Here is a 686-nt window from a genome sequence, read left to right on the forward strand (position 1 = left end):
CCTCGCGCGGCGCGGTCAAGCGGATTGCCGATCAGCTTGGGGTGCATCCCGAGGCGTTGCGCAACTGGGTTCGTCAGGCTGAGGTCGACGGCGGTGTGCGGGCGGGCACCACCACCGAGGATGCCGACCGGATCGCGCAGTTGGAGCGGGAGAACCGCGAGCTGCGGCGGGCGAACACGATCTTGAAGCAGGCGTCGGCTTTTTTCGCGGCGGAGATCGACCGCCCACAGCGTTGATCGTGGAGTTCGTCGCCGCGTATCGCGATGAACACGGAGTCGATCCGATCTGCGCGGCCCTGCGCGACACGGCCGCCCAGATCGCTTCGTCCACGGTACGAGCCCACCTGAGCCCACACAAGACCGAGGCGCCACGAGCAGTTCGTGACCGCGAGATGCTCGGTGAGATCCGCACCGTGCACGCCGACAATCTCGGTGTCTACGGTGCTCGCAAAGTACACGCCGAACTCTGTAGAAAGGGGTTCGGCGTGGCCCGCTGCACCGTCGAACGATTGATGAAAGCCGATGGGCTGCAGGGGATACCGCGGTTGAAGACACGTAAGACCACCCGCAGTGAGGGAGCCGAGACGCCACAGCCGGCCGATCGGGTCAAACGGCAGTTCACCGCCCAAGCGCCGAATGCCTTGTGGGTCGCCGACCTGACCTACATCCGCACCCACTCCGGCTGGG

At 65.9% G+C, this 686-nt stretch carries 2 protein-coding genes and 1 other annotated feature; both genes read left to right on the forward strand.

Features of this window, described 5'->3' with window-relative positions; genetic code table 11:
• Positions 1–236, forward strand: a 236-nt coding sequence (locus B1964_RS27865; protein WP_139765913.1) for a transposase, incomplete at its 5' end; no start/stop codon positions are given.
• Positions 197–325 (forward strand) — a sequence feature (AL1L pseudoknot). It overlaps the preceding gene by 40 nt.
• On the forward strand, positions 239–686 hold a 448-nt coding region (locus tag B1964_RS27870), incomplete at its 3' end, for an IS3 family transposase (protein ID WP_139765914.1). Its footprint overlaps the feature before it by 87 nt.

The sequence above is a fragment of the Gordonia sp. i37 genome, assembly GCF_002043085.1.
GTDB lineage: Bacteria > Actinomycetota > Actinomycetes > Mycobacteriales > Mycobacteriaceae > Gordonia > Gordonia polyisoprenivorans.